Origin of the sequence: Actinokineospora baliensis, from assembly GCF_016907695.1 — a bacterium.
GTDB lineage: Bacteria > Actinomycetota > Actinomycetes > Mycobacteriales > Pseudonocardiaceae > Actinokineospora > Actinokineospora baliensis.
In genome coordinates, this window is the sequence record NZ_JAFBCK010000001.1 from 5,800,012 (window position 1) to 5,819,373 (window position 19,362).

Sequence of the window (19,362 nt, forward strand, 5' to 3'; positions counted from 1 at the left end):
CCCCACGCTACTTCAAGATCCCCCGCCTATAGGCAGCAGCGACCGCCGACGCACGGTCCGGGACCTCCAGCTTCGCGTAGATGTGCAGCAGGTGAGTCTTAACGGTCGCCTCACTGATGTGCAGCAAGGCGGCCGCTTCACGGTTGGTCTTCCCCTCAGCGATCAGCGCCAACACCTCCCGCTCACGCGCGCTGAGTTGCGCGGCAAGAGGACGCTGGGGCCGAACCCGGCTCAACAGCAAGGCCGCGACAGAGGGCGCGAGCACGGTCTCTCCGCGCGCGGCAGCACGAACTGCACGGAACAACTCCTCGCGCGGGGCGTCTTTAAGCAGATATCCCACGGCCCCTGCCTCGATAGCAGGCAGCACGTCCGAGTCGGTGTCGTGCGTAGTGAGCACAAGGACCTTCGTCTCCGGTGCAATGAGCCTGATCAGTGCAGCGCCGCTGGGCTCGGGCATGCGCAAATCCGTTAGCACTACGTCAGGGCGGCTCGCTCTTACGACAGCGAGCGCCTCGGTGCCACCGGCAGCTTCACCGACTACGTCGAAGTCCGGCTGAGTACCGAGCATGCCGCGTAGGCCATCGCGGACGACAGGGTGGTCGTCGACGACCACCAGCCGCAGGGGCGTCACTGCTCCGCCTCGATCACCGGCACAGTGACGCTGACAGCGGTACCCCCGCCGGGGGCGGACTCTATGTCCACCGACCCCGACAACGCCCGCACGCGCTGTCGCAGCGCAGTGAGACCGAACCCGCCAGAGGCAGCGACGTCAAACCCGATCCCGTCATCGCGCACGTCCAGGATGATCACGTCCTCCATGTAGGACAGTGTGACGTCTACACGGGTAGCCGCGGCATGCCTACCCACATTCGACAACGCCTCTTGCGCCGCTCTCAGCACAGTCACCTCCACCTCCGAGTGCACCGGCAGCGGTGTGCCGGTGACGGTGAAAGCCGCGGCGATGTCGTACTGCTCCTGCCACGCCCCCACGGTGTCACGGATCGCGTCGCCCAGTCGGGCGTCCTGCAGCGGACCGGGCCGGAGCGCCTCGATCGACCGCCGGACCTCGGTGAGGCTGCTCCGCGCCAGATCCCGGGCCACCACGAGCCTCCCGCGCACGGGCAGCGGAACCCGGTCGTCAACGGCCTCCAGCTGCGTGACGATGCCCGTGAGCCCCTGCGCGACCGTGTCGTGGATCTCGCGCGCCAACCGGGCCCGCTCTTCGGCGATCCCGGTCTCCCTCGCCTGCCGGACCAGCAGCGCGTGCAGCCGGGCGTTCTCCTCGGCCATCGCGACGAGTTCGCGGTTGGTCTCGCGGCGCCGGACCGCCTCCCGCTCCATCGCCCGGATCATGCCCCCGGTCAGCGCGACCAGCGGGGTCACCATCGCCAGGCTCAGCAGGGTCGCCCGCGTGTCGCCGCCCTGCGCCAGCAGCCACGGGACGTTCGCGGCGACCACCCCGAGGTAGGCGGGCCAGCCGGGCAGCGCGACGAACGCGAGCAGGTAGCACCCGGGCACGAACAGCTGGAACGCGTCGCTGCGCAGCACCAGGACCGCGGTCAGCGCGAGCAGCCCAGCGAAGTACACCGCCATCGCCCACCGCCGCTCCCCCAACCGGTCGTGGGCGGCGATGAACAACGCGTGCCAGCCGCCGAGCACCGCGGCGATACCCAGAGTGACCAGCCGGTGCTGCCAGCCCACGTGGTCGAACACGGCCGAGGCGCCGCACGCGAGCACGAGCAGGCCGTAGGGGGCCAGTACCCACACCAGGTCCCACCGCTGCTCCCTGCGCAGCCCGAGCTGGTCATCCACCGAGGTCACCCGCCCATTGTCCGGCTCGGGTAGGTCAGCCGTCGCAGCAGCACCTCGGCGGGTCCGCGCTTGCGCGCGCGGCGCAGCAGGTCGGCCAGCAGCACCGACACCAGCCAGGTGCCCAGGGCCACCACAGCGACCTCAGCGCTACCCAGCGTCGCGCCGAGCCCCAGGGTGTAGGGCACCAGCAGCGCCACGAAGACGATCGACTGGAACAGGTAGCAGCTCAGCGACCGCTCCCCGCAGGCGGCGAGGGCTCGGACCACCGAACCCCGCCGATCACCGATCCGGCTCGCGGCGAGCCCGATCAGCGCCGCGTAGCCGAGCCCACCGGCGATGCCGCTGACCGCGTGCAGCGCGGAGATCGCCCACAGCGTGCCCAGCCCGGTCGGCTCCCAGAAGTGGCCGACCGCGAGGGCGACCGGGAGACCACCCGCGAGCGCGGTGGCCAACCCGATCACCGCGGTGCGCACGAGCAGCGTGCGGTGCCGGGCGGGGTCGGCGAGCACCCCGCGCCGCGCGGCCCACGTGCCGACCAGCGCGGCGGCACCGACACCCACCATGCCGACGGGCACCATGAGCCACTCGATGGGGCGCATGACCAGTGCCTCCACGGGGTTCTCGATCTCGAAGGAGAAGAAGAACTCCCGGTCCCCGGTGACGGGCAACATGTTCGCCGCGCCCTGCACCACGGCCACCACCAGCAGCCACGCACCCGCGGCGACCAGCAACGTGCGGTCCTTCACCCTGGTCAGGCCGACCAGCACGAACCCGAGCACCCCGTAGAGGCCGAGCACGTCACCGGGGAACAGCAGCAGGGCGTGCACGAACCCGAACATGATCAGCCACCGGCTCCGGCGCCGCAGCAGCCGCTTGGCCTCGCGCTCGGGCACACCGGCGTCGCGGTGCCGCTGGAACACCTGCACGACCCCATAGGCGAACAGGGCGGCGAACATCGGGTAAGCGCGCGCGTCGACCAGAGCCACGTCGATGACGCTGACGATCCGGTCGAGCATCCCGGTTTCCACGATGTGCTGGCGGATGCCGTAGGGCCGGTCGTGCAGGTAGTACACGGAGTTGGCCAACGCGATCAGGGCGAGCATCAGACCGCGGGCGAGGTCCGGGGCGAGCGAACGGTCCCGACCGGACACCGGCCGCACCCGCGCGGTGGCTTCGTTGAGCGACATGGTGCCAGCGTGCTGCCCGAACGCGGGGTCGCGGATCGGCGGTTCGACCGAAAGCCGGGGTCCACCGCTCGGTGCACGGCATCAACCACCTGGCTGATGCGCGGTTCCGTGAGCATGTTCATCTGGCCGGGCTGTGGTGGCGCTCGGGATGAGCGCCACCACACCGGTTCTAGTCCGCGTAGGTGGTGAGGTCGAACTCCGCGGTGCTGGTGCCCGACACCCACTGGTTGAGCGTGCTGGTGACCTGGCCGCAGTTGCGGAACGGCGGGATGGTGAGGCTGCCGTTGAGCCGGTTGGGCGTTCCGTTGAACTTGAAGTCCGGCCCGGAGGTCAGCGGCAGGGACACCACCGTCGAGCAGTTCGGCGTGAGGTAGGTGCGGTTGCCGATGGTGATCCGCGGGACGGTGACCTTCTGGCGGGTCGTCACCGTGAAGACGCCCGCCTGGTAGGTGCCGGTGGCGGGTGCGACCGGGGTGAACTCGACGCGCGCGCTGCCGTACGTGCCGAGGCGGGCCTGGGTGGGCGCGAAAGTCAGGTTCGAGGTGTGCGTGGAAGGTGCCAACTCGAGCTTGGTCGTCTGCTCACCCAAGATGTCGACGTGCGTGCCTCTAATGCCGATCGCGCCGCTGACGTCGAAGTAGTGGTAGGCGAAGAAGTCCTTGGTGCGGATCGGGAAGACCTCACTGCGCCGCTCACCACCCATGTCGATGGCCTTCACGCGCACGTAGTAGGTCGTGTTGGGCTTGAGGCCGGTGATGGTGCCCGTGGTGTTCGACGGGCCGATGACCCGGACGGTGGCGACCTCGTCGACCAGGATGTCATACCCCAGGGGCGGGCCCATCAGACCGCGGGTGGGATCCCACGACACGGTGATGCTGTCGGTGGTGACGTTGGTGAACTTCAAGTTGCGCGGCGCCGGGTGGTATTCGGCGATGATGCTGTCGGTGCGGATGGTCATCCAGCGGCGCGGCTCGGCCAGCGTGCACTGGGTGTTGAGACCTCCCCGGACGACCTGGGAGGTGTCGGCGCGGCGCGCCGAGAGGTTGAGCGACAGGCCGGTGACGTCGACGTAGTTGGTGCCGACGAGGTAGCTGGAGTACACCGGGGCGGTGTACCCGACGACGGGGAGGGTCAGGTCCTGGCCAGGGACCAGCGGGGCCTTGGTCATGTGCAGCGTGTTGACCCCCTGGACGCTGTAGGTGCCGGTGACCGCGACCTTCAGGCTCACCTGCCCCTCGATCGTGGTGGCACCACGCGCGATCAACGCGTCAACCGCCGCGGCGGGCAGGGTCGCGGCACCGGTGATCCGCCGCATCTCCGCCCCGGGGCTGATCAGCGCCGGGTTCTCCACATCGGCGCTCGCGGCCACCCGCACCGACCCCACCACAGGATCGGCGCACTGCCCGGTCACCTCCACCGACATCACCTGGGCGACCGCCGGGACCGCGGTCACCACCGCCACACCAACCGCCACCACCACAGCGGCGGCCATTCTCCTTGTGCGCACGGGCCATCCATTCGCTAGGGAAGCAGGGTGATCCCAATGCTAGGGTCGCTTTCTTTACCTGCCAAAGGGATTGCGCCGAATGCAGGCCAATGCTTCTTTCCTCGAACAGTTGACCCAACGCACAATTCGATCGCCGTGAGCCGCTGGGCAGTTCTCGCTGGCGTGCCGCTGGGTGCGCTCATCCGGGGGGTGCGGTGCTGGGTGGCCGTCGGGCTGGGTGGGGCGGACCGAGTACGGCGACCAGTTGGCCGCGCTGACCTGACGCGGCCCCTGCTGAGGCAGTCGGGGCCGGGGCGGGCGGCGTCAGCGGGGTCCGGTCGGGACGGCGGAAAGGTGCTGGTCGGAAACGGGCCGCGCGCGGGGGTCGATCTCCACCTGGCAGGTGTGGACCGGCGGTGGGGAGTGCGGATGAAGATCGGCTGGGTCAAGTGGGTCAAGGTGTTCGACGCCGATGAGGACAAGGCGGAGATCGCGCGGCTGCGGGAGTTGCTCAACACCGAGGACGAGGTGTGGGACGCCATCCAGGGTGCGCTGGTGCCCGACACGAAGTTGACGACCAGTGAGCTGAGCCTGCCCGAGCTGCGGGAGGTGCACGAACTGCTCAAGGACCGGGTCAAGTCGCCGTTCCTGGAGGCGACGGAGGTGGCGGCGCTCGCCGAGGAGATCAAGCTCCGGTCGGATCCGCGGTGGATCGAGGAGCAGGTGCGCAAGGCCGCCGAGCGCAAGGAGGCCCAGCGGTTGACCGAGGCGCGGGTGCTGCGCGAGGGGCTGACCGCGCTCGGCGGCACCGGCACCAAGTGGAGCGACCGCGCCGACGAGATCGCCGCGTGGTGGAAGGCGGTGAAGGAGGCCGAGGCGAAGGAGACCTGGGCCGGGGCGTTCGCGGCCAACCGGATCTCCGCCAGGCAGGTCAACACCGCGGGCCGGGGCGGCAGCTTCTCGGTGGTCAACCTGCACGAGCGCAAGAACACCGACAAGCGGCGCGAGATCGTGCTCGACCGCACCGTCGAGGGCGTGCTGGAGCGGCTCAAGCCCGGCAACTTCCGCGACCCGATCACCAGCGCGAACTCCAAGGTGCGGCTGGGTTTGCACGACCTGAGCGCCTCGCTGCTTGACTCCGGCGAAGGCAAGCCGACGCTGGACAAGCAGCTGAAGTTCTACAAGGACGCCACCCTGGTGCTGATGCCGGTGCCGACCGAGCGGGACTCGAAGATCTTCCACGCGATCTGCTCGCTGACCGAACCGGACGCCGACGCCCTGCGCGCCATGCGCAACCGCTTCACCAGGATCCGCCTGGCCCAGGGCAGCGACATGCACACCATCTTCGTCGACGACTCCACCGGCGCGCCCGCCCAACCCCAGTTCCGCTACGGCGTCACCGGCCGCGTCCACCTCCGCAACGGCGACGTGGTCGGCGCCGACGCCGACTACCTGGCCGCCCGCCGCACCAACGCCCTCGAGCACAGCGCCATCCTCGGCGACGGCGCCACCCAACCGGTCAACGAGATCGTCATGGTCTACCGAGAGCACGCCTCCGAGGTCTTCCCCCTGTTCGTGAAGTGGGACGAGGACAACAAGCGCTTCAACGTCCTCAAGCGAACCAACCTCAAGGAAACCACCGGCGACCACATCGACAACAAGGGTGCCTGGCACGACGCCGAGAAGTAGCGCGCCCCGGGTGTGATCGTCCGGCTCCGGTGGTACGTGAAGGGTGATCGCGTACGGACAACGGGTTGGGAGTGGCCATGCCTAGGGTTCAACAGCACCGCCGTCGACTGCCGGGCAGCTGGTTCCGCACGACATCGGTGCAGAGCCACTACCGCAGGTCACCGGCCCTGATCCCGACCATCGTGGCGGTGGCGTTGGCGCTGATCCTGCTGGCGGTGTTGGTGTTCTGAGGTGTGCTTGGAGGGGGCCGTCCGGGTGGGCGGCCCCCTTTGGCGTGTTCGGGGCGGCTTCCGGGGTCGGCTCGCCTTCGGCATTGCGCTGGATCCGTGGGTGGTGCGGTGTGCTCGATGGGGCGAACTTGTTTTGCGCGGGGCCCCTGCGCCAGCCGTGGCAGGACCGCAAAGCTGGGGCCGAAAAGCATGGCCCTGTCCGCGCAGGAACGCTACGACTGCCGCCACCCCACGCAAAACAAGTCCGCCCCATCGAGCATTGGGTGGGCGGCTTCCTAGGAGCGGTGGTCGGCTTGGGTGGTCGGAGTCGGGTGGTTGAGGTGGCACTGGCTGTTCCGAGTGTCCAGTGGCCGGGCTGGCGGGGCTGACTCGGCGGGCCGGGTTGGCATCGGCGGCTTCCTGGAGCGTGGCTAATTCCTGTTCACACCCGAGTCCCTGTTCTGGTAATCGCCTGATTTCCGGGGTGAATCGGCTTCGGATCGTGTGTCCTGGCCGCCCCACCTGCACTGGCTGGTAGTCGGATCCGAGGGTCCAGTCGAGGTTTCAAGGAATGGGGTCAAGTCTGTGAAAAGTGGCCCCACGACTGTCCCTTGTCTGTCAGGTGTGTGAGGTAGGAGAGTCTTTGCTCAGCGACCGGAAGTCCCACCGGTCGCCAGGGATTGGTGTTCGGAGAGTGTGGGTTGTCCATTCTCCAATCCTGCGTGCGCCGACCCTGGTCAGGAAAGGCTTGGATCATGTCGTTCAGCGTGAAGAAATCGCTCATCGCCGCTGCGGCGGCTTCGGCGTTGGTTCCGTTGGGGTTCGCGGTGAGCGGGTCGGCGACGGCGGCGCAAGAGCAGCAGCCTAGGTACCAGCCGGAGATGGTTTCGGTGTTGGCGAAGACGTTGGGGGTGGATGAGAAGGGGGCGGTCGCTCGGTTGGACAAGGAGGCCGACCAGCAGCAGCGGCTCGACGGGTTGACCCGGAGTGGTGTGCGGGTTGACGGCGCTTTTGTGGACGGGAACGGGAACCTGACCGTCAACACCGCGGACGCGGGGGTGGCGGCGAAGGTCAGGCAGGCCGGGTTGACCGTGCGCACGCCCGCTCGGGGCGAGGCCGCGCTGAACAAGGTCCAGGCGCAGCTCGACCAGATCGCGTCGCGGCAGGTGCCCAGCGGTGTCGCGGCGTGGAGCGTCGACCTGGCGGGTGACGTGGTGAAGGTGGAGGTGACCAACGCGGCGAGCCCGCAGGCCAAGGCGTTCCTGGCCGAGGCGGCCCGGTTCGGGTCGGCGGTGCGGGTGGAGAACACCGCGACGACCCTGCAGGCGCAGGCGACGGTGTACCCGGGCAGCAAGATGAACATCAACGGCGGCAGCGGCTACTGCTCGGTGGGCTTCGGCGCGCGCAACTCCTCCGGGGTGCAGTACCTGGTCACCGCGGGCCACTGCGTCGCGGGTCTGCCGTCTCTGCACTTCAACGGCGCCGCGTTCGCGAAGGGCACCAACACCCGCTACGCGCTCGGCAGCAACAGCGTGGACATGGGTGTCGCCAAGATCAACTCGGGCAACTCCATCGCGACGCAGGTCGGCACCTGGGGCGCCCAGGGCACCATCGCGGTGCGCGGCGGCACCAAGGCGGCCGTCGGCGCCTCGATCTGCAAGTCCGGCGCCACCACCGGCTGGACCTGCGGCACCATCAAGGCCTACAACGTCACGGTCACCTACACCGACCCCAACGGCGGCCCGAACACCGTGGTCCGCGGCCTGGGCAGCTCCACGGTCTGCACCATGGGCGGTGACAGCGGCGGCGCCTACATCTCCGGCAACCAGGCCCAGGGCATGACCTCCGGCGGCCCCACCGGCCAGCAGTGCACCTTCAACGGCGGCAACCAGAGCGGCAAGTCCTCGTACTTCCAGCCGCTGAGCGACGCCCTGTCCTACTACGGCCTCACCCTCAACGTCGGCTGATCCCGACTGGTCACGCACCGTCGCTGTCACCCACACAGGGGTGGCAGCGACGGTGTCGTTCGGGTGATACTGCCCGCTCGCCATCCGACACATCCCGCACGAGGAGGGCCGTGACCCGGTTCCCGCCCCCCGAGAGCACCGAGGACCGCCGCCGACCAGGTCGGGACGAGGAGACCTTCGGTGCGGCGCTGCGGGCCGCGATCACCCGGCGGGACCTGACCCTCGACCGGATCCGCAGCAGGCTGGCCGCGCGCGGCGTCGACATCAGCCTCGCCACCCTCAGCTACTGGCAGCAGGGCCGCAGCCGCCCGGAGCGGCCCAAGTCGCTGCGCGCGCTGCGGGAGTTGGAAACGATCCTCAACCTGCGGCCGAACGCGCTGTTCGACCTGCTCGACCCGCCCAAGCCGCGCGGTCGCCCGCTGACCGCGGGCAAGGTCACTGGCCGTCACCTCTACGGCGAGGACTCACCCATGCGGCGGCTGCTGGGTACCTCGTTCGAGCAGTTCAACGAGGGCATCGTCGTGCTGACCATGACCGAGACCTGCACCGTCGACGCGACCAGGTCGCTGCGTCGCATCTCCACCACACAGGTGCTGCGCGCGGTGCAGGACGACCAGGACCGGTTCCTGTACGTGCACGGCGTCGACGAGGGCGACGTCATGCCCTCGGAGGTCCGGGTGCACTCGGGCAGGCTCGGCGACGTCCGGGTCGACCACGAGGCGGGCTTCCTCGCCGCGGAGATCCGCTTCGACCGGGCCCTGGCCAAGAACGAGACGGTGGTCGTCGAGTACGACACCGTCCTCGGTGAGAGCGCGGTCCCCTCCCGGGCGCACGAGCACCGCTTCCGCACCCCCGTGCACGCGTTCCTGCTGCGCGTCCGGTTCGACCCCACCGACCCACCCACCCGCTGCGTCGGCTTCTACCGCCCCACCGTCCCCGCCGCCGCCAAACAACGCCAGCGCCTGCTCCCCGACGCCACCCACACCGTGCACACCTTCATCCCCAAGTGCGCCCCCGGCGTCTACGGGATGTCCTGGCGCTGGGAGTGAAGCCCTAGTCGGCGAACCCGTACCGGTGCGCCCACTGGTCGACCATGGCGATCAGTTCCCGCACCTCGGCCTGGCCCCCCGGGCTGTGCGCGAAGGCCTCGTCCACGCCCGCGGGCATGTCGTGGAGGATCACGCGGACGATCGCGCGCACCTGCTCATCGGTGTAGGCGTACAGCATCAGGTACTGGATCTCGACGGCGAGTTCGGCGGCGAGGTCCGGGTCGTCGACGCGTTCGGCGATGAACGCGCGGATCCAGTAGACCACCCCGGTGGTGCAACTCCAGTGCACCTCGTCGGCACTGGGGCCGCGGGTGCGGCTGAGGATCACGTCACCGGACATCCAAATCTCCACTGAGGACACTTGCAGGCACCGTACCCACCCGGCGCCGGTGCCTGCCACCGGATTCGCGATGACCGACGGTGCGACGGGTGTCCGGTCGCGACTCCGAACGGGTGATCTCAGCGCGTGGAACGGATTCCGGCGCCGATTCGGTGACTTTCCGGCAATGGTCGCGCCATAGCCGCAGGGTGCACCCGGGGCGCGTGTTACACAATGGGAAGTGGGAACGGTGTTGGGCGAACTCCACCCGTTTTCCTGCGAAGCTTTTCCCAGGCCCCACTCGGAGGGCCAGTGAGGGAAGGCGCATCAATGTCCATTTATTTCCGCGCGAAACTCGCCACCGCCGCGGTCGCCGCCGCGGCGGTCACCACAGCGCTCGCGTCACCGGCGCAGGCGGCAGAAGGCCAGGTCAGGGCCGCGTCCGGCACCGCGGTGACCGGCTCGTACGTCGTGGTGTTCAAGGACGGCACCGTGCACGCGGCGGCCGCTGACCACGCCACGCGCTACGGCGGAACCGTGACCCACACCTATTCCACGGTGTTGTCCGGGTACTCCGCGAAGCTGTCCGATCGGGCCGCGCGCCGAATCGCCGCCGACCCATCGGTGGCTTATGTCGCGCAGGACGAGGTGGTCGGCATCCAGGGCACCCAGGCCAACCCGCCGTGGGGCCTCGACCGCATCGACCAGCGGAACCTACCGCTGAGCAAGTCCTACACCTACCCGGACAACGGCGGCAGCGGCGTCACCGCGTACGTCGTGGACACCGGTGTGCGGATCAGCCACTCCGAGTTCGGCGGACGGGCGCGCAACGGGTTCGACGCGGTCGACAACGACACCGTCGCGCAGGACGGCCACGGGCACGGCACGCACGTGGCGGGCATCGTCGGCGGCCGCACCTACGGCGTGGCCAAGCAGGTCAGCATCGTCGCGGTGCGGGTGCTCGGCAACAACGGCAGCGGCAACATCTCCGGTGTCGTCGCGGGCATCGACTGGGTCGCCAAGGACGCGGCGGGCAAGAAGGCCGTGGCGAACCTGAGCCTCGGCGGCGGCACCAACGCCACCGTCGACACCGCGGTGCAGAAGGCGATCCGAGCGGGCGTCACCTTCGTCGTCGCCGCGGGCAACTCCAACGCCGACGCCGCAGGCTTCTCCCCCGCCCGGGTCCCGGAAGCGATCACCGTCGCCGCCTCCGACAACACCGACCGCCGGGCGTCCTTCTCCAACTACGGCAACGGCGTAGACCTCTTCGGCCCCGGCGTCGACATCAAGTCGGCCTGGCGCACCTCCGACACCGCCACCGACACGGTCAGCGGCACCTCCCAGGCCACCCCCCACGTAGCGGGCGCCGCCGCCCTCTACCTGACCGGCCGCACCGCCACCCCCGCCCAAGTCCGCGACGCCCTGGTCGCCGCGGCCACGAAGAACAAGATCACCGACCCGCGCAGCCCCAACAACCTCGTCTACACCGGGGCCTGACACCCGCGAGCCCGTGCCCGCCCCGGACAGGCACCGGGGCGGGCACGCTCTGTCGTGGCTCGATCGGCTCGCCTGCGGCATTGCGCTGGATCGTGGTGGTCCGGTGTGCTCGATGGGGCGAACTTGTTTTGCGCGGGGCCCCTGCGCCAGCCGTGGCAGGACCGCAAAGCTGGGGCCGAAGAGCATGGCCCTGCAGCGCACAACGCTACGACTGCCGCCACCCCACGCAAAACAAGTCCGCCCCATTGAGCAGTTGGCACCGGAGGTTCCGAGTGTCCAGTGGCAGGGCTGGGTGGGACGACTCGGGGAGTGTTCTGGCACCAGTGACTTTCGAGTGTCCTGTGGCTGGCAGGGGTGTGGGCATTGTGGACGCGGCCTGGTCGCCAGGAGGCGGCATACTCGGCGGCGTGAGTGATGACTTGGGCGGGAGTTGGGCGGAGTACGAGTGCCCTGACGTTCCCTCGAACGATCGGTGTGTGGCGGCGCTGGGGTCGGGGTGGCTGGTCGCGGGGGACGTCGGGTTGGTGGAGATCGGCGACTCCGGAGTTCGACGGGTGCGGGGAAGGGTGGAGCTGCAGCCGAAAGGATCTCGGGAGCGGTTGGCGTTGCACACGTCGGCCGATGGGCGGTTCGCGGGGGTGGTGGTGGATTACGGGGACACCGGGGTGGTGGTTGACCTGTCCACCGGCTTGACGACGCTTGAGGTGGGGCGGGGGGACTATTGCTCTGGGGTGACGCCGTTTCCGTTCGGGTTTGTGGGGGCGGGGGAGGACACCGCGGTGGTGGCGGCCAGTCGGTGGAACCGGTTGGACGTGTACGACGCGGGGAGTGGGCGGTTGTTGACGGGGCGGGAGTTCGACGATGACAACGAGTTGGACTACTTTCACGGGGCGTTGGCGGTCAGCCCGTCGGGGCGGTGGGTGCTCGTCGACGGGTGGGTGTGGCAGCCAGCGGCGGCGCAGGTGGTGATCGACCTGGCGGCGTGGCGGGCCGGGGCGGTGTACGCGGCCGAGGCCGACGCGGGCGTCGGCTACCCCGACAACTGGGACCGGCCGGTGGCGTGGGTCGACAACGACACCGTCGCGGTACAGGGGTACGGCGGCACCAGGGCGGTGGAGATCCCCAGCGGGCGTGTCAAGTGGACGATCGACGGCGCCGAAGGTCCTCTGTGGTCAGATGGAGCCCTGCTCTACGCCGCCGCGCCGGGGGGCCTTCAGGTGTGGTCGACCGAGACGCGGGAGCGGGTTGGGGTGCTCGCCGGGTACCGGCCCGTGGCGCGGAACCCGGCGACGGGGGCGTTCGCCGAGTTCCGCGACGGCGCGCTGCGGTGCTGGCGGCCCTGACGGCGGATTTACGCGACTCCGCACCCGAGGTGGTGGAGAAAGAATTCCGCCGGGGGTGCGGGAATGTCCAGTATTTGTCGTGGATTCTTCGAGTCGCGTACCAGGACTCGATTGGTCGCGCGCGCGATTTCGACGCAGTTCCCGCCCAGAGAACGCGTGCTGCGCCGCCAGGATGACATCTCTCGCATGGTTGTTCCCCTTCGGTGTCCCCTTTTCCCGGGACCCATTATCGGGAGCCGGGAATGCCTTCGAATCCGCCGAGCGGGTGTGCCGGGGGCCACGGACGACACACCTCGCGATCGGCGACTCTGAGTAGTCGCACGTGCACCTGCGGGTGCGATCAAGGGTGAACCGATCGGCGCAGTAGCCGCCTGTCAACCCTGTTGCGCTCGTGATAACGTGCGAACACGTGGCCCAAGTGGCCGATAAGCCGATTGCGGGTCGGCCACTCCGCCCCCCAACGGAGGACCCCGATCGGGTGACAAGGAGTGATCATGACCGACGGCCGGGCCGAGCTCCGGCCGCTGGTGCTGCGGCACTGGCTGGCGGAGTACCTGGGTGCGGCGCGGACCACGGCCGGGATGAACCAGGCCGCGGCCGCCGCCGCGCTTGGCTGGTCGGTGAGCAAGCTCAACCGGGTCGAAACCGCCGCCGTCGGCATCCAGATGACCGACGCCAAAGCGCTGCTGGACCTCTACGGCGTCACCGACCCCGACACCGTCGAACGCGTGCTGGCGATGGCCCGCCGGGCCAGGCGGCGCGATCCGTTCGCGCCCTACCGCAAGCACTTCAGCGAGGCCTACGACCTGCTCACCGCCTACGAGGCCTCGGCGTCGGAGATCTGGTCGGTGGACACCGTGGTGCTGCCCGGCCTGCTGCAGACCCACGGCTACGCGCACGCCCTGCTCTCGGTCCGGCACTCCGACGAGCCGTTCGACGCCCTGCTGCGCGCGCGCATGGTGCGCCAGCGGCTGCTCGACGACGGCCCGAAGTCGACCTTCGTGCTGGACGAGGCGCTGCTGCACCGCCGGATCGGCGGGCCCCAGGTGTTCCTGGCGCAGTTGGAGCGGCTGCACGAACTGGCCAGCAGGCCGGACCTGGACGTGCTGGTGTTGCCGTTCACCGCCAGCGCGCACCTGGGCCTGTGGGAGCCGTTCATGGTGATCGAGATCCCCGGCTCGCCGCTGGCGGAGGAGCCCAACGAGGTCGTGGTCTACCGCGAGTCCGGCGACAGCGAGCACCTGCTGCGCGGCCCCGACCAACAGATCAAGACCTACCGCGACGGCTACACCGCGGCCGCGGCGCAGTCGTTGGGCGCGGTGGAGTCGCTGGCGCTGATCGCCGAACTGCGCGACCGACTGGCTGTCGAACTCGCCAGGTGAGTACCCCCTCCCCCACCCCAGATCTCCCGGAGCACCGCCATGGGCGACCACGCGCGCGAGAAACCACCTGACGCACCCGCCCCGGCCGCGGGAGAGCGGCTCGCCGTGCTCAACTGGGTCAGCGACACGGCGGGCCGGACGATGCGGACGCTGCAGAGGTGGCTCGAGAGCGACTCGGAACTGGTGCGCGGCTTCGGCATGGTGCTGTGCGCCATGTTCTTCATCGTGGCGCCCTTGGTGGTGGCGTCCTTCTGGGTGCCGCCGGTGCCGTTGGCCCTGCTGGCGTTGTCAGTCGCCGGTATCAGTGGCACCTGGCTGCTCAGCACGTTCGTACGCGGCCGTCGCGAGGTCAAGGCCGACGCCGACCGACAGCGCGACGACAGCACCGGCCGACAGGGCCAGCGGCAGGTTGCCGGTGGCGTGGTCGAGCGCCAGGGCGGCTCCGGTGGCGACCACGCCCCCGGCGACCGTCAGGACCAGCTTGGGTAGCAGTCGGACACGGCGGGTGGGCATCGTCGGCGGTCACTCCACTCACATCGACCCGGCTGCGGTGATCATGATCTTCCCATGGCCGCCAGCGGCCACACCCCCGCGTCGGGGTGTGCGCACGGGGCGTTACACGGCCCCGCGGACAGCGGCCCGGGAATGGCGGCCGTTGCGGGCGTTGACCACCCGCGTCGCGGCTTTCTGCCACTTTTCTCCGCGGACGCGGAATTCGGTCAGTCGCGAACCGTGGTCACCTCGAGGGTGAAGTGCAGAACGCGGCCGGTCATGCCGGGCAAGGCGGTCACACCGAAGTCGAACCGGTTGACCGTGGCGGTGGAGCCCGCGGCGGACTCGGCGACGGTGACGCGGCCCTCGGTGAGCGGGAAGGACCCGGTGACCGGCAACAGGCCGAAGACGTGCCTGGTGCGGAACCGGACCGCGGATCGGCTCGGGTCGATGGCGTAGGTCCCCGGCGGGATTCCGTGGCCGGTCATGCTGTCCCCCAGTGTGCGGCGTGACGTGGTGCCGCCGCAGTGTAGTGCGGCGCGCCGACAGGTGTCTCGCGCACGGGAAGTGTTGGTGGTCAAGCGAAACCGGGCCGTACGGGTGGTTGGGAAACGGTAACCGCGCCCAGGGGTGATCTTGTCCGCTAGATTCCGCTCACCGCCGGTTCCCTGACCCGAGAGGTTGATCCGTGCGATTCCCCGCGAAGAGACACATCCCGGCCGCGCTCGCGCTCGCCGGTCTCACCCTGCTCGCGGTGCTGACCCCGTCCGCGACCGCCACCCCAGACCCGACGACCTCCGGCGCCGCGCGCGCCTCCGGGACCACGACGCCCACGACACCGAGCCCGCGCCCGCCCTGCCCCTCGACCAGCACGACGTACACCACCTACACCACCACTCCAACACCAACCACCCCAACGACCGCGCCGCCGTCACCGATGCTGACGAGCTGGCCGACGTTCCCCTCCCAGCCGCCGCGGCCGGGGGTGAACTTCGCCCTGGAGGGCTGGGCGCAGAGTTCGTCCGCCTCCCCCGGGTACGAGGCGGGCAGGGTGAACGACAACAACACCAGCTCCGAGTTCGGTTGTGCGCACAGCTGGACCAACGACCAGGGCCGCTCGCCCACCACGAACCCCGAGTGGGTGCAGGTCCGCTGGGCGCTACCGCAGCAGGTCAGCCGGGTCGTTGTGATCACCACCGACGGGTACCAGCTGCGGGACTTCGACGTGCAGGTGCTCAACCAGAACGAGCAGTGGTGGGACACCGTCGCGTCCGTCAACTACAACACGCAGAGCACGGTCACCGCGTGGTTCCCCACCAGGCCCACCCGGGGCGTGCGGGTCCTGGCCAAGGTCGGTCCGTCGCACGCTCCGCAGTACACCAGGGTGAACGAACTCCAGGTGTTCCTCTACTGATCCGCCCGGCCCCGGGTGGGTTCTCCCCCACCCGGGTCCTGCGCGGTAGCGGCTACCCACGCCCGCACCGCGCCCAACCGCGTCCGTGCAGCAGCGGAGAACCCGCCCTGCGCCAACATGTCCGCGAGCGCTTCATCCACTGTGGACCTATGCCCGGTACGCACAAGCAGTTCGGCGGCGGCGATGCCCGATCCCGCCTGGTGACCGTGGTGCACGGCGATGTCGGTCCAGAGCCGCACCGCCTGCGGTAGCAGGCCGAACTCGGCGACCTGTCGCGCGACATCGAGCCGGAGTTGGGCGGGGAGGTCTCGCTTGAGCACCTCGACCACGAGCTCGTCGGCGCCGCGCACGCCATAGACCTCCAGCCAGGACTCGGCGATGTCGGCCAGCGCGCTGTCCTCGATGTTCATGGCGTAGCCGAGCGCCTTGCGGAAAACGCCCGCCGCCTCGTCGTGCCGCCCGTCTTCGTGCAGGCCCGCCGCCAGCTTCCGAAGTTCGTCGCAGGAACAGAGGTGCAGCTGAGCGAGTACCGCGTCAAGCAGGTCCGCCCTCGTGCGCTCAGGCGCGTCCGACCCGAAGTCCAGGTGCGCCTCCAGGAGAACACGCGGCTCGGGCTTGCCGTCGACCACGCGCCGAACCAGGTCTGCCGCCTGGTCGGACATACCTTCGCGGTGCAGCAAAGGCGCCGCCTGCGCGATGAGGGCGGGTGACCTGCCCAGGGCGTCCTCCAGCACGATCGCCCGGTCGGACTCGTCGCCGACCTTCAGCAGCGTGCGCACCGCCCACCAGTAGTCGTACTTCGTCATCGACGGCTCTGCGATCAGATCGCGCAAGAACGGACGGGCCAGGGCGGCCTGTCCGCGCGTGGCGAGGGCATCGCCGAAGAACATGCGGTGTTCAAGCGAGAGGGGCCACGCGAGCACCTCTGCCACAAGCGATTCCGGTGCTGTCCCGGCCGCAAGGACGAGGGCGACCGCCTGCCTCATCTCCGCCACGTCCACCGAGTGGTTGAGGCAGGACCTGGCCAGTGCCGCGGCGTCTTCGGGGCTGTGCTCGCGGATCGCTTCGGCGCAGCCAAGTACGTGGGCAGCCGGACGTGTCGCGGCGGACTCGACCAAGAGGGCGACCGCGTCGCGCCCTTGCGCAGCCAGCAGGACTCTCGCCGCCTCGGCGAACTCGTCCGCCGTGCTGTCGACGGCCAGTGCGTTGCGCGCGGCCCACGCGGCGTCCTCGCTCAGGCCGACCCGGCCCAGCAGTTCGGCGAGCCCCGCCCAGGTGTGCGTGCCGGTGTCGATGACCCAGTCCGCCCAGGAATCGCGGAACCGCAGCACTCCCGGCTCCGCCGAACTGCGGCGCGGGACCACATCGGGATCGGCGGCGGTGCGCGGATCCGCGCGGATCGCCGCGACGAGCTCGGTGGCCAACTCGGCGGCCGCGGCCGTCCTTTCGGCGTCGGCGAGCATCGCGATGTGCGCCATGGTGACCACGTAGTCCGGTGCCGAGCCGCTGGCCAGCCGGGTCACCAGCCGTTCGATCCTGGGTCCGCTGTCGGCCTCCAGCGCTTCGATCCCGGCGCAGATGTGCAGCAGGACATCGGGTTCGGCCCCGATGGCTTGATCTTCGAGCCAGGCGAGTGCGGCATCCCGGTCGTCGAGCACGCCCACCGCGACCACGGCTTCGATCCGGATGTAGGGCACCAGGTCGGTGTTCTCCCGCACCCGACGCAACCGTTGCACGACAACGTCTTGGTGGACCCCGATCGCGGCCAGCACACCGCGGAGCTTGGCCATCAACCGTTGCGGGTCCTCAGCCAGGCGCGAGAGCAGCAGCGCGTCGACGAGGCGGTCGACGATCTCGGTGGTGATGTCCCGGTCGACCGGGAGGTCGCCGGTCAGCAGCTTGCCCGCGAGGACGACGTGGTCGGTTCCCTTGGCGAGCAGCTCGCGCAGCACCAGGGTGAGGTCGTTGCCCTGGCTTCCCCACAGCACGAACGTGAACAGCGCGTAGTCCTGTGTGGACGGGCGCAGGCCGCGCTCGATCCAATCGTCCATCGCGGTGAAAGCGGGGTCGATGGCGCGGGCGTGGTTGCGGGCGGCGATGAACTCGGCGAAGGACTGGTGGGAGAAGCGCAGTGTGTCCTCGGTGCGGACGAACACGCCGCTGCTGGCCAGGACCGCGCGCATGTCCTCCTCCCAGTCCGCGGGCGGCCGCGGCACGGCGGTCTGGTTGGCGAGGACCCAGTCGCGGGCCGCGTCCCACAGCGGGGTGTCGGTGTCCAGGCGCACCACGGCCAAGGCCTCGATGAGGTCGACGCGGTGGTCGTCCATCCAGATGGCGAGGGCGAGCCGGTCCGGGGTGTGTTCGAGGGTGCGGCGCAACTCGTCGCGGGTGCGTCGCCCGCTGGTCTCGTCGGTGAGCAGGTAGTCCATGAAGCGCTGGTAGAGGCTGGCGGTGCTGCGCGGCAGTTCCCGGTGGGGTTCGAGGGTGTGCGCGATGGCGGTGATGGTGGCCAGCAACGGGTTGCGCACCAGCTCGCGCAGCCTGCCGCCGCTCACCTGGCTGACGAACGCCTCGGCGCGGGCGCGGGCGGTCAGCGCGCTCTGCGCCCGGAACCAGGCGTTGGCGAACTCGGCCAGCTCCAGCGCACCGAACGGCTGGATGGTGTACGAGTCGGCGCCGACCTGGTCGAAGGGGGCCATCTCGGCGTCGGGCAGCGGGCGGGTGGTGACCACGATCCGGTAGTGCTCGGAGCGGCGCATGCGGGCGGTGATGGCGCGCACGACCTGCTCCCGGGTGGCGCGGTCGGCGATCTCGTCCAGCCCGTCGATGAACACCAGCCAGCGGGCGCCGAACGCGCGCTTGGCGAACAGGGCCGGGTCCGGCGCGCTGGTGAGCAACCGCCCGACGGCGTCCTCGACCCCGGCGGCGAGCAGGTCGCTCCACGACCGGTCCTCGGCCAGGACGCGGGCCGGGATCCGCAGCGGCAGCACCGGTTCGCTCAGCGGCGGCTGCGCGCCCTCCACGCCGAGCCAGCAGTCGCAGATCTGCTGCACGTACATGTTGCCCAGCGTCGACTTGCCCGCGCCGGGTTCGCCGGTGATGACCAGGTGGCCGCCGCGGTCGAGCGCCTCGCCCGCGGACACGGGCCGCTCGGTGCCGTCCCCGGACGCGGCGGGATAGCCCCGGCCGGTGGTGTCGGGTTCTTCGCGGACCCGGATGCGCTGCTGCACGTACACCTTCGCCAACTCGGGGCGGCGCACCCCGAGCAGCCGGTACGGCAAGGTGTCGACGGCCTCGCGCTGGGCTTCGAGCAGGTCGACCAGGGCGGGCGTGATCTCCGGCAGGGGATCCCACCCGCGCAGTGGCGGGTGGTCGACCGGCTCGCCGCCGAAGACGACCTTGTCGATCCGGCCTGCCTGCACGACCGGTCCGGTGAAGTGGCCACCGGTGATCTCGTTGCGCGCGTCCGCCATCAGACCCCCTGGTGGACCCACCCTAGCGAACCCGCCGGGGCGA

The 19,362-nt window shown here is 69.9% G+C and carries 17 protein-coding genes; 9 read left to right on the forward strand and 8 right to left on the reverse strand.

The genetic code is table 11. From position 1 onward, the window contains the following. Positions 1-7: 7 nt before the first annotated feature. From JOD54_RS25850 to JOD54_RS35800, 4 genes are all read right to left on the reverse strand, one after another. On the reverse strand, positions 8-631 hold the full coding sequence (locus JOD54_RS25850; RefSeq protein WP_204454033.1) for a response regulator: 624 nt from the start codon (positions 629-631) through the stop codon (positions 8-10). Continuing rightward, positions 628-1,821 (reverse strand): sensor histidine kinase, encoded by a 1,194-nt coding sequence (locus tag JOD54_RS35795; protein ID WP_204454035.1) that lies wholly within the window; start codon positions 1,819-1,821, stop codon positions 628-630. The genes JOD54_RS25850 and JOD54_RS35795 overlap by 4 nt, the downstream gene beginning before the upstream one ends. Beyond that, on the reverse strand, positions 1,818-2,999 hold the full coding sequence (locus JOD54_RS25860) for a DUF418 domain-containing protein (protein WP_204454038.1): 1,182 nt from the start codon (positions 2,997-2,999) through the stop codon (positions 1,818-1,820). Before JOD54_RS25860 ends, JOD54_RS35795 begins: the two co-directional genes overlap by 4 nt. 169 nt (positions 3,000-3,168) lie before the next feature. Then, positions 3,169-4,506: a fibronectin type III domain-containing protein gene (locus JOD54_RS35800; RefSeq protein WP_204454040.1), complete on the reverse strand. Its 1,338-nt coding sequence runs from the start codon at positions 4,504-4,506 to the stop codon at positions 3,169-3,171. 408 nt (positions 4,507-4,914) lie between these two features. On the opposite strand from JOD54_RS35800, the gene JOD54_RS25870 reads away from it, so the two are divergent. The 4 genes from JOD54_RS25870 (at position 4,915) to JOD54_RS25885 (ending at position 9,399) form a co-directional block, all read left to right on the forward strand. Continuing rightward, positions 4,915-6,174 carry a hypothetical protein gene (locus JOD54_RS25870; RefSeq protein WP_204454042.1) on the forward strand — a complete coding sequence of 420 codons (1,260 nt, stop codon included), beginning with the start codon at positions 4,915-4,917 and terminating at the stop codon, positions 6,172-6,174. 77 nt (positions 6,175-6,251) lie between these two features. Beyond that, positions 6,252-6,404 (forward strand): hypothetical protein, encoded by a 153-nt coding sequence (locus tag JOD54_RS25875; protein WP_204454044.1) that lies wholly within the window; start codon positions 6,252-6,254, stop codon positions 6,402-6,404. A 734-nt stretch (positions 6,405-7,138) separates the two neighbouring features. Next, positions 7,139-8,350: a S1 family peptidase gene (locus tag JOD54_RS25880; protein ID WP_204454046.1), complete on the forward strand. Its 1,212-nt coding sequence runs from the start codon at positions 7,139-7,141 to the stop codon at positions 8,348-8,350. 110 nt (positions 8,351-8,460) lie between these two features. Next, a complete protein-coding gene (locus JOD54_RS25885) occupies positions 8,461-9,399 on the forward strand; it encodes a helix-turn-helix domain-containing protein (protein WP_204454048.1) in 939 nt (312 codons plus the stop codon). A 4-nt stretch (positions 9,400-9,403) separates the two neighbouring features. On the opposite strand, the gene JOD54_RS25890 is transcribed toward JOD54_RS25885, so the two are convergent. Continuing rightward, positions 9,404-9,739 (reverse strand): hypothetical protein, encoded by a 336-nt coding sequence (locus JOD54_RS25890; protein ID WP_204454051.1) that lies wholly within the window; start codon positions 9,737-9,739, stop codon positions 9,404-9,406. A gap of 309 nt (positions 9,740-10,048) precedes the next feature. On the opposite strand from JOD54_RS25890, the gene JOD54_RS25895 reads away from it, so the two are divergent. Further along, positions 10,049-11,215: a S8 family peptidase gene (locus JOD54_RS25895; RefSeq protein ID WP_204454053.1), complete on the forward strand. Its 1,167-nt coding sequence runs from the start codon at positions 10,049-10,051 to the stop codon at positions 11,213-11,215. 407 nt (positions 11,216-11,622) lie between these two features. After that, a complete protein-coding gene (locus JOD54_RS25900; protein WP_204454055.1) occupies positions 11,623-12,558 on the forward strand; it encodes a WD40 repeat domain-containing protein in 936 nt (311 codons plus the stop codon). Positions 12,559-12,566: 8 nt separating this feature from the next. Here the strand turns inward: JOD54_RS25900 and JOD54_RS25905 are convergent, their stop codons facing one another. After that, positions 12,567-12,785, reverse strand: coding sequence for a DUF397 domain-containing protein (locus JOD54_RS25905; RefSeq protein WP_307860276.1), 219 nt, complete (start codon positions 12,783-12,785; stop codon positions 12,567-12,569). 267 nt (positions 12,786-13,052) lie between these two features. Here JOD54_RS25905 and JOD54_RS25910 point away from each other — a divergent pair, with 267 nt between their 5' ends. Both JOD54_RS25910 and JOD54_RS25915 read left to right on the forward strand, forming a co-directional pair. After that, the gene (locus JOD54_RS25910) at positions 13,053-13,940 is read left to right on the forward strand and encodes a helix-turn-helix domain-containing protein (protein WP_204454058.1); all 888 of its coding nucleotides are present in this window, start codon (positions 13,053-13,055) and stop codon (positions 13,938-13,940) included. 39 nt (positions 13,941-13,979) lie between these two features. After that, a complete protein-coding gene (locus JOD54_RS25915; protein WP_204454060.1) occupies positions 13,980-14,429 on the forward strand; it encodes a hypothetical protein in 450 nt (149 codons plus the stop codon). A 230-nt stretch (positions 14,430-14,659) separates the two neighbouring features. Here JOD54_RS25915 and JOD54_RS25920 read toward each other — a convergent pair whose 3' ends face one another. Continuing rightward, positions 14,660-14,920, reverse strand: coding sequence for a YceI family protein (locus JOD54_RS25920; RefSeq protein ID WP_204454063.1), 261 nt, complete (start codon positions 14,918-14,920; stop codon positions 14,660-14,662). A gap of 200 nt (positions 14,921-15,120) precedes the next feature. On the opposite strand from JOD54_RS25920, the gene JOD54_RS25925 reads away from it, so the two are divergent. Further along, complete coding sequence (locus JOD54_RS25925; protein ID WP_204454066.1) at positions 15,121-15,846, forward strand: galactose-binding domain-containing protein; 726 nt, start codon at positions 15,121-15,123, stop codon at positions 15,844-15,846. Here JOD54_RS25925 and JOD54_RS34680 read toward each other — a convergent pair. After that, positions 15,840-19,319 (reverse strand): NACHT domain-containing protein, encoded by a 3,480-nt coding sequence (locus JOD54_RS34680; protein WP_239573509.1) that lies wholly within the window; start codon positions 19,317-19,319, stop codon positions 15,840-15,842. The two genes, JOD54_RS25925 and JOD54_RS34680, sit on opposite strands and share 7 nt — an antisense overlap. Positions 19,320-19,362: the final 43 nt, after the last annotated feature.